The sequence below is a fragment of the Pseudomonas sp. PS02290 genome (assembly GCF_029960075.1).
In the GTDB taxonomy this organism is placed as follows: domain Bacteria; phylum Pseudomonadota; class Gammaproteobacteria; order Pseudomonadales; family Pseudomonadaceae; genus Aquipseudomonas.
Genome location: NZ_JASCOY010000040.1, coordinates 38,613 through 47,849, shown reverse-complemented (window position 1 = coordinate 47,849; position 9,237 = coordinate 38,613). Strand labels below are relative to the sequence as shown.

Sequence of the window (9,237 nt, the reverse complement as noted above, 5' to 3'; positions counted from 1 at the left end):
CTTCGACGACGATCAGCGCAACGCCGGTGGACTCGCAGGAGACCGGGGTCACTGCCTGGCAATCGATGCCTTCGGCCAGCAGCGCGGTGCGAAGCTGTTCGCCGTAGGCATCATCGCCGACGCACCCGATCATGGCGACACTGGCGCCCAGTCGTGCCGCCGCTACCGCCTGATTGGCGCCCTTGCCGCCCGGCACGGTGACGAACGACTGCCCGGCCAGGGTTTCTCCGGCCCGGGGCAAACGCGGCGCGCGCGTCACCAGGTCCATGTTCAGGCTGCCCACTATCACTACTTTTGCTTGCATGACGTCTACTCTTCAGAACGCTTTCTAGACCGGGCGGAGCGCTCGGCTTAACGAAATTCGGTAAATACCTGGGGTGGAGGCGCTGTGGATTCGCGCAGCACGATACTCGGCGCAACGACCAGGTGTTCGACAGCGGTTTCGCCCCGCGAGGAGATCCGCCGCAGCAGCATCTCGGCAGCGCGCTCGCCCAGTTGCAGAATGGATTGGCCGACGGTGGTCAGGGCCGGGTAAACGTATTGGCTCATCTGGATGTCGTCGAAGCCGATGACCGATAGGTCCGCCGGGACCCGCACGTTCCGCTCGGCAGCAGCGCGCAACACGCCGATGCCGACCATGTCGTTGGCCGCAAAAATCGCCGTCGGCGGATCCTGCTCCAGCAGTTTCACCGCAGCAAGATAGCCACTGGGGCCGGTGAAATCGCTTTCTACCACCCAGCTTTCCGGCACGTCGACCGACGCTTCCTGCATCGCCCGGTGATAGCCCGCCAGACGCATCTTCGCCACGCTGGTCTGCGCCGGGCCGCAGATACAGGCGATTTTCCGGTGGCCCAGAGACAGCAAATGCGACGTCGCCAGATACGCGCCCAGCTCATGGTCGATGCGCACCAGATCAGCCGTTACGCCATCCAGATCGCGGTCGACGATGACCAGCGGCGTGCGAACCGCGGACAAGCCCTCGACGAGGCTGTCTCCGCCGCCCACCGACGACACGATCAGGCCGTCGACGCGTTTTTCCAGGAGCACGCGCAGGTAACTGCGCTGCTTGTCGGGGTTGTCATCGGAGTTGCAGAGGATCACGCAGAAACCGTTGCGCTCGCAGTAATCCTCGATGCCCCGTGCCAGTTCGGCGAAGTACGGGTTGATGCCGTTGGGAATCAACAGGCCGATGGTCGCCGTGGCCTTGGCCTTGAGCGACCGCGCAACGGCGCTGGGCACATAGTCCAGTTGCACGATGGCGGCCTCGACCTTCTTTCGTACTTCTTCGCTGACCGGTCGGGTGCGGTTAAGGACATGGGACACCGTGGTGTAGGAAATCCCGGCAATCGCCGCTACGTCCTTGATGGTTGCCATGTCAGCCGCGCCGCCGCGCGCGGTTGCTGCGGTAGGTGTCGAGGACCACTGCAACGACGATGACAGCACCGGTGATGATACGTTTGGTTGGCTCGGTCGCGCCGATCTGCGCCAGCCCTGCAGCCAGGACCGAGATGATCAGCACGCCGAAGAAGGTGCTGATCACCGAACCGCGCCCGCCCATCAGGCTGGTGCCGCCGATGACCACCGCCGCAATCACTTGCAGTTCGAGCCCGGAACCGGCGTTAGGGTCAGCGGCTTCCAGGCGCGAAATCTGGAACAGCGCGGCAACGCCCGCCAGCAGGCCCATCAGTGAGAACACCAGGATCTTGTAGGGCTTGGGATTGATGCCCGCCAGACGCACGGCTTCCTCGTTGGTGCCGATGCCGATCAGGTAGCGGCCAAACACGGTGCGCGTCAGCACGGCCTGGGCGGCGAAGATGACGATCAGCGCGATGACGAACGACGGCGAGATGCCAAAGGCAAAGGGGTTGGACAGCCACGCAAAGGAGTCACCGATGTACGCGGTGCGCGAGTCGGTCAGCTGATACGCCACGCCGCGGGCCATTTCCAGCACGCCGAGGGACACGATGAACGAGGGAATGCGCCACGCCACGGTGATCGAGCCGGTCAGGGTACCGGCCGCCGTTGCGCAGGCGATGCCCAGCAACGCCGACGGAAACACGCCCCAGCCCCAGCCGAGCATGGCCACACTGACCGCCGACGCAGCCAGCGCCAGCACCGACCCCACCGACAGGTCGATGCCACCGATGATCAGGATGAAGGTCATGCCGACTGCCAGCACCATCAGGTCGGGAATCTGGTTGGCCAGGGTGCTGAAGGTTTCGTACGACAGGAAATGATCGCTGAGCAACGAGAACAACACGATCATCGCCAGCAATGCGCCCGCCAGCCCCAGGTAAGTGCCCAGGCCGAAGTAGTTGCCGCTGCGCTTGCCCGGAGACGGCAGCGCGGCAGGAGAAGTAGAAGTTTTCATCAGTCGATCCTGGGCGCGGCTTCAGACAGCAGCGCGTCACGTTTTTGATAGCCCGCGAAGGCAGCGGCAAGCAGTTCGTCCTGGGTCCAGGTGTCACGCTCGAAGGTGTCGATCAGGCGCCCGGCAGACAGTACGCCGATGCGGTCGCAGATCAGCATCAGCTCGCGCAGATCACTGGAGACCACCACCAGCGCCCTGCCCTGACGGGTCAGTTCACCCAGCAGCGCGTAGATGTCGAACTTGGCACCAACGTCGATCCCGCGGGTGGGCTCGTCGAACAACATCACCTGGCAATCGCGCTCCAGCCAGCGGCCGATCACGACCTTCTGCTGGTTGCCGCCCGACAGTTCCGACACCAGTTGCGTCGGGCTGGAACTGCGAATGCGCATGGCGCCCACCTGACGCTGAGCCAGAGCGATCTCCGAGTTGCCGTTGACCACGCCGGCACTGGAAATGGCTTCCATGTTGCCCAGTGCAATGTTGGCGCTGATCGATTGCGACAGCAGCAACCCCTCGCCCTTGCGGTCTTCGGTGATCAAGGCAATGCCATGACCCACGGCGTCCACCGGCGACTTGATCTGCACGCTGCGCAGCGGGCTGCCGACTTCGATGCTGCCGCTGTCGGCCACGTCCGCGCCGTAGATCAGCCGCAGCAACTCGGTACGTCCGGCGCCGATCAACCCGGAAATCCCGAAAATTTCACCGGCCCGGACATCAAAGGAAACGTCGCGGACTTTGTCGGTGCGGCTCAAGCCTCTGACCGACAGCGCCACCGCGCCGATCTTGCGCTCGCCCAGATCGATCTTCTCGCCCAGTTCACGGCCCACCATCAGCGTGACCAGTTGCTCGCTGTTGTAATTGGCCATGAAGTCGACGCAGACCAGCTTGCCGTCGCGCAGCACGGCGATGCGCTGGGCAACGCGGGCGAGTTCTTCCAGGCGGTGAGAGATGTAGATAATGGAAACGCCACGGTCCTGAAGACGCGTGATCTGCTCGAAGAGCATTTCCACCTCGCGCGCCGTGAGCATCGCCGTTGGCTCGTCGAGGATCAGCACATGGCAGTCGCCGATCAGGTTGCGGGCGATTTCGACCATCTGTTGATGGCCAATGCCCAGTTCGCTAACCAGCGTGTCCGGGTCAATGGCCTCAAGGCCGACCTGGGCCATGGCCTTGATCGCATCTTCGCGCAGCTTGCGGCGATTGATGAAACCGGCGCGGCTGGGCAGGTTGTCGAGAAACAGGTTTTCCGCCACCGACAGCGTCGGCAGCAGATTGAGTTCTTGCATGACCATGCGCACGCCAAGCTTTTCGGCCTGGGTGCGACTGGCAGGCTGGTAGGGCTGCCCCTGAAACTGCATCTGGCCGGTGGTCGGTGTATCCAGCCCGCCGATGATTTTCGACAGCGTGCTTTTGCCGGCGCCGTTTTCCCCGGTCAAGGCCAGCACTTCCCCGCGCATCAGCGTCAGGTCGATGTCACCGAGTACAGGTTGGGCGTAGGTTTTGCCAATACCACTGACAGATAGAACAGCGGCCTGAGCAGACGCTGACATAACGATCTCCACGCACCTGCCCTCACGGGCAGGCGGTACATATTTGGAAAACTGCGGGTTTGGAATGTGTTGACCGAGAAACCAGGCCGGCTTATTGCGGCTTGGTCACCAGCTCGACCGGGGTTTCGATCACGCCGTTGGTGATCTCGAGCTTCTCGCCCTTGACCATCTTCAAAGCGGTGTCGATACCGAACACGGCCTGACGCGCCGCGAACTGGTCAGCGGTGGCCAGAATGCGGCCGTCTTTCAGCATAGGCTTGATGGCATTGATGTTGTCGTAGCCGACCACCTGAACCTTGCCCGCCTTGCCTGCCGCACGTACTGCCGAGACAGCGCCCAGCGCCATGCTGTCGTTGCCGGCCAGCAGCGCTTTCAGGTTCGGGTATTCGTTGAGCATGGCGGACGCAACAGCGTTGCCCTTGTCGATTTCCCAGTTACCCGACTGCGTGGAAACGATTTTCATCTGCGCAGCGTCCATCGCGTCCTTGAAACCCGCGGTGCGTTGCTGCGCGTTGGTGGTGGTCGGAACGCCTTCGATGATCCCGACTTCATCACCTGCCGTCAGTTGCTTGGCCAGGTAGTCACCCACCAGCTTGGCGCCCTTGCGGTTGTTCGGGCCTACGAACGGCACTTCCATGCCCTTGCTTTTCAGCACGTCGGCGTCAAGCTGGTTGTCGATGTTGACGACTTTGATGCCCGCGTCCATGGCCTTCTTCAGGACCGACGCCAAGGCCTTGGAATCGGCCGGGGCGATGACCAGCGCGTCGACTTTCTTGACGATCATCTGGTTGACGATGTCGATCTGCGCGGCCGTGTCGGACTCGTTCTTGATGCCGTTGGAGATCAGGTCAAAGTCAGCGGAATGCTCTTTTTGATAGACCTTGGCGCCGTCTTCCATGGTCAGGAAGAATTCGTTGGCGAGGGATTTCATCACCAGCGCGACGGTCGGCTTTTTAGCGTCGTCGGCAAAGGCGGATGAGAGAGGCAGGGTTGCAGCGGAAGCGGTGAGCATGGCAACAGCAAGAAGGCGTGCAGCGAATGGCAGCTTCATGGAATCACTCCGACATTATGATTGTTGTTATCGGCAGCGTTTACGCGTCGGGGGATGCATCGACGAAATCGCAAACGTTTGCGTGAGCGAAACTATGGGAACCGTTCAAGCATTTGTCAACTGTGCAAAGCGGTCAAAAGAGGCGGGCCGTGTGTTGCCCTGCTCCTCCGATCACCGTTGCAGCGCTGGCGGCCTGCACCCTGAATCGGAGGATAGAAAGGAAGGGTGAATCGTGCCTCGGTTGTCGTGAGCGTTACTGAGGAATTACGCGCGTTCCTGATGGGCGGTCGGACGTCGGCTGGCTGAGTGGAGCTTCAAGTCTTCTTTGAGCGTGGCAATGAGGTTGGCGATGGCGCGGCTGGAGTTGAGCGAGCTGACCGGAATACCCCCGGCCAGGAGATCGGCGTGGCCCCGCTCGCGGTCAAAAATCTGCACCATTATTTGGTCATTGGCATCGATGGTGCATTTGCACTTGGCAGGCAGAAAACCTGATTCGACGATATGGCAGAGTTCAAGTGTAGAGATCATGGCAAATTTCCTTATTTAGTTATGCACGGTGGATGTCGCCAGGCTCCAGCAATTCCGCGAGTTTCACAGGAATGGGACGAACGGGCATGACGTGGCTCACCAGGGACACGGCCCAAGGGTCATTCAACGGGACTGCCTGGCGGCGTAATCAGACAAATGCTGCCTATACGACCTGCTGGATGGCGTAAATGCCGCGGGTTTGACTGGTTAATGAGAGCGGCAAGCCAGTAAGCTGGGCGCCTTCAAAATGGCCATTCGCCAATATCCTTGAGCGGCAGTGAACTAATCTGGCCCGCGACGGCCAGAGGGGCTCGCACTGCAACACGGCAGTCGCTGCACAAGCAAGATTTCTACAGTATTCGGAGCGCATGATGGGTCGGGCAAACAACGAGTTTGAGTTCTGGTGGGGCACGTCGGGGCCTTGGGTCGAGCCACCAAACGTGCGCCGCAACGGCACCAGCGGTGTGCAACGCGTTGTGCATGACGGCAAGACGCTTTACGTGAAACGCCAGACGGGCCACCTGTTTCGCAGTTTCCGTTACCCGACAGGCCGCCCGACTGCACTGCGTGAGGGCATCGCGCTGACAAAACTCGAGGAACTGGGCGTCAACGCACCACGACCGGTTTTTTATGGCGCACGCAAGGTTGCCGGTGTATGGCAAGGCGTTCTGGTGACCAAGGATCTGGGCGGTTTCATCGATCTTGACACCTGGTATGCACAGGGCGGTGCCAGCACCTTGAGCGTCGAGCAACATCAGCGACTCTTCAAGCGCCTGGCCGAGACCCTGGCAAAGATGCACCTGGGCAAGTGGCAGCATGGCTGCATGCGCTCCAAGCACATCTTCATCAAGGCGACGGTCACCGAGACGCGTTTTGATTTTGAGCTGGCGCTGCTGGATCTGGAAAAATCCCACGGCCGGATCACCACCCTGGGCGCGGCGCGTCACGACATTCCGCAGCTTAGAAGGCACTCATTCTGGGACGAATCCCAGTGGCAGTATTTCCTGTCGTGCTACGAACAGGCCATCGGCCGAGCCGTCTAGGCGAAGCAGCCACCCTTCATGCCGTTGCAGCACCTGGCATGAAGGGTACGGCGTTAAGGGCTCACCCCATCAAGAGGCGTGACCGGCCTGCTCGCTGATCAATGCCGGTGCTTTCCGGTCGTTGATCACCTGCGCCACTTTCGACGCAATGTCAGCCCGGCTGAACGGCTTGGCCAGCATCTCGAAACCGGCAATCTGCGTCGACGAATCGCTGGTGTACCCCGTGACGACCAGCACCGGCAGCGCAGGCAGGACTTCGCGCAGACTCAAGGCGAGCTGGGTACCGCTTTTTTCGGCCATCAACTGATCGGTGATCAGCACGTCCGGCCGCAACCCGGCGCTGACCATCTGCTCGGCAGCGGACGGCGACGCCGCTTCGGTCACCCGATAGCCCAGGTCACGCAGTTGCAGCGCAACGGTGTAGCGGACCAGTTCCTCATCATCCACCACCAGCACGTGAAAAGGGTGATCCGCGGCGGGCGCCGAGTCGCCCTCGCCTTCTGCCGGTGTCAGCACATCCGCGCTCGACACGGGCAGCCAGATGTCAACGCGCGTGCCGAGACCCGGCGCCGACTGAACATCAAAACCACCGCCCGATTGCAGGGCCAGCCCCTGCACCATCGACAATCCAAGACCGGTGCCCTTGCCGACGCCTTTGGTTGAGTAGAACGGCTCGACGCAGCGTTGCAGCACTTCCTCGGTCATGCCGCTGCCGTTATCCGACACTGTCAGCCTGACGTAGCAACCCTGCGCCGGCGCCGGGCCCAACCCCGGACTGTCGGCAATCACCTCGGGACGCGCGCTGATTTTCAGGTAGCCGCGTTCGGCGATCGCGTCCCGGGCATTGACCGCGAGATTGAGCACGCCCAGTTCAAGCTGATGGGGGTCGATGAGTATGTTGGGCAGATCTGCGGGAATCTCGACGATTACTTCGATGGTCGGACCCAGCGAGCGCTGGATAAGGTCACGCATGTCGTTGACCAGGCTGTCCAGCGCCACCACCTGAGGCTTGAGCGTCTGCCTGCGAGCGAAGGTCAGCAAGCGGCCGACCAGAATTCGCGCGCGATCTGCGGCCTGCAGTGCGGCGTCGATCAGCCGATGGGAACGGTCATTGCTGACCGGCTGGCGCCGCAGCAACTCCAGCGAGGTCATGATCGGCGTCAGCAAGTTATTGAAGTCATGGGCGATGCCGCCGCCGAGCTGACCGACCATCTCGATCTTGCGCGACTCGTGCAGCAGCGAAATGGCCGCCTCGCGCTCGGCCACCATGGTCGCGACGCGCTGTTCGAGGCTTTCGTTGAGCTCGATCAGTTGATGTTCGGCGCCCACGCGCGCGGTGATGTCGACGCAAACAAACAGTAAGCCACTGAGGTGTTGTTGCGCGTCGAGCAGCGGCGTCACGTGAGTCTGCACCCATACGACGGAGCCATTGGCGCGCACATGGTGCTGAGTCAGCTCGAAGGGCGCTTCGGCGGTCAGGAAGTTCTCATGGAACATCGACTGCGTGTCAGGTGCGAGGTCTTTCTGTAAATCGAGGATTGAGCGGCCGTCGATGGCCCGGCGCTGCAGCCCCATGATGTCGCAGTAGCGATCATTGACCTGCTGAAACACGCCTCGGTGATCACACAGCGCAATCCCGGCGCCTGCCTGTTCGAACATCCCGGCCAGTTGCGCGGAACTGGCGTGCAGCGCCGATTCAGCCCGTGTGTGGTTGATCCATTGCCAGCCCAGCTTGGCTGTTTCTTCGATGATGTGAATGTCATGGGGGCTGCAGACCCGTTGCCCGTCGAACTCAACAGTGAACACGCCGGCCAGGACGTCATGGCGCATCAACGGCACATGCACGGCCAGACTCGTTGTGCGGTCTTGCTGAAGAGCAGCGCCGCGAGGGTCAGCCAGAACGGCGTCAGCCTTTATCGCCGCTTGCACGGTAAAGCCCTGGCGCAACGCAGAACAGCTCTCATCGCTGACGGCGATCAGCCCTGATCGGGTCGTCACGTCACCCTGCCGGTATTCACGGCGAATGACGAAGTCGCCCTGCTCGTCAGCCTCCGCGAGGTGGACTCGGGCGGCGCCCAGTTCGCGTCCGATACGCTGGATGACGTCCGCTTCGATCTGCTCGGGGTCGCGAATGGAGGGCAAGGCCTGGCCCACCTCAAGCAGCAGCGCCTGACGACGTTCGAAATGCACGCGCTCGGTGGTTTCGGTCACAACGCAGAGCACGCCGCCCACGGCCCCGTCGCTCTGGTGTACCGCAGAATAGGAGACGTCAAAGTAAACGGTTTCGCCGTAGCCGTGGCGTTCGATATAAAAGGCACGGTCCTTGGCAGCAAAGGTTTTCCCGGTTTCACGCACACCGCGCAGCAGCGGCTCGAGGTCGTCCCACAACTCGCGCCAGTTCTCGACCGCAGGCCGGCCAAGAGCACGGGGATGTTTCTCGCCGATGCTCGGCGCATAGGCGTCGTTGTAGAGCGCCACGAATTCAGGTCCCCAAAAGAGCACAATCTGCGCCTGCACAGGGAGAATCGTGCCCATGAGGGCCTTCAGACTGTCCGGCCAGTCGGAGGGCGCACCGAGGGGCAAGCCGTCCATCAATGGGGACTGAAGCAGATCACCGACCGCACCGCCGTTGGCAAGGAAACGCAGGGGTGCTGCGCTGAACCCGGTGTTGGGTGGGGTATCCATAATTAGGGC

Annotated in this window: 8 protein-coding genes; 1 reads left to right on the top strand and 7 read right to left on the bottom strand. The window is 61.8% G+C overall.

What is annotated here, in order from left to right; all coding sequences use genetic code 11:
• The 6 genes from QMX88_RS17655 to QMX88_RS17630 all read right to left on the bottom strand — a co-directional run.
• Positions 1-304: PfkB family carbohydrate kinase (locus tag QMX88_RS17655; RefSeq protein WP_282371566.1), on the bottom strand; the 304-nt coding region annotated here is incomplete at its 3' end.
• A gap of 47 nt (positions 305-351) precedes the next feature.
• A complete protein-coding gene (locus QMX88_RS17650; RefSeq protein WP_192171989.1) occupies positions 352-1,374 on the bottom strand; it encodes a LacI family DNA-binding transcriptional regulator in 1,023 nt (340 codons plus the stop codon).
• 1 nt (position 1,375) lies between these two features.
• Positions 1,376-2,371, bottom strand: a complete 996-nt coding sequence (locus QMX88_RS17645; protein WP_122538241.1) for an ABC transporter permease — start codon at positions 2,369-2,371, stop codon at positions 1,376-1,378.
• Positions 2,371-3,921, bottom strand: coding sequence for a sugar ABC transporter ATP-binding protein (locus tag QMX88_RS17640; protein WP_282371562.1), 1,551 nt, complete (start codon positions 3,919-3,921; stop codon positions 2,371-2,373). Before QMX88_RS17640 ends, QMX88_RS17645 begins: the two co-directional genes overlap by 1 nt.
• 91 nt (positions 3,922-4,012) lie before the next feature.
• The gene (locus QMX88_RS17635; protein ID WP_192171991.1) at positions 4,013-4,972 is read right to left on the bottom strand and encodes a sugar ABC transporter substrate-binding protein; all 960 of its coding nucleotides are present in this window, start codon (positions 4,970-4,972) and stop codon (positions 4,013-4,015) included.
• A gap of 264 nt (positions 4,973-5,236) precedes the next feature.
• A complete protein-coding gene (locus QMX88_RS17630; protein ID WP_282371560.1) occupies positions 5,237-5,500 on the bottom strand; it encodes a DUF1652 domain-containing protein in 264 nt (87 codons plus the stop codon).
• 371 nt (positions 5,501-5,871) lie between these two features.
• Between QMX88_RS17630 and QMX88_RS17625 the strand changes: the two genes are divergently transcribed.
• Positions 5,872-6,543, top strand: a complete 672-nt coding sequence (locus QMX88_RS17625) for a lipopolysaccharide kinase InaA family protein (RefSeq protein WP_192171993.1) — start codon at positions 5,872-5,874, stop codon at positions 6,541-6,543.
• A 69-nt stretch (positions 6,544-6,612) separates the two neighbouring features.
• On the opposite strand, the gene QMX88_RS17620 is transcribed toward QMX88_RS17625, so the two are convergent.
• Entirely contained in the window at positions 6,613-9,228 is a 2,616-nt protein-coding gene (locus QMX88_RS17620; protein WP_282371558.1) for a PAS domain-containing protein, read from the bottom strand.
• Positions 9,229-9,237: the final 9 nt, after the last annotated feature.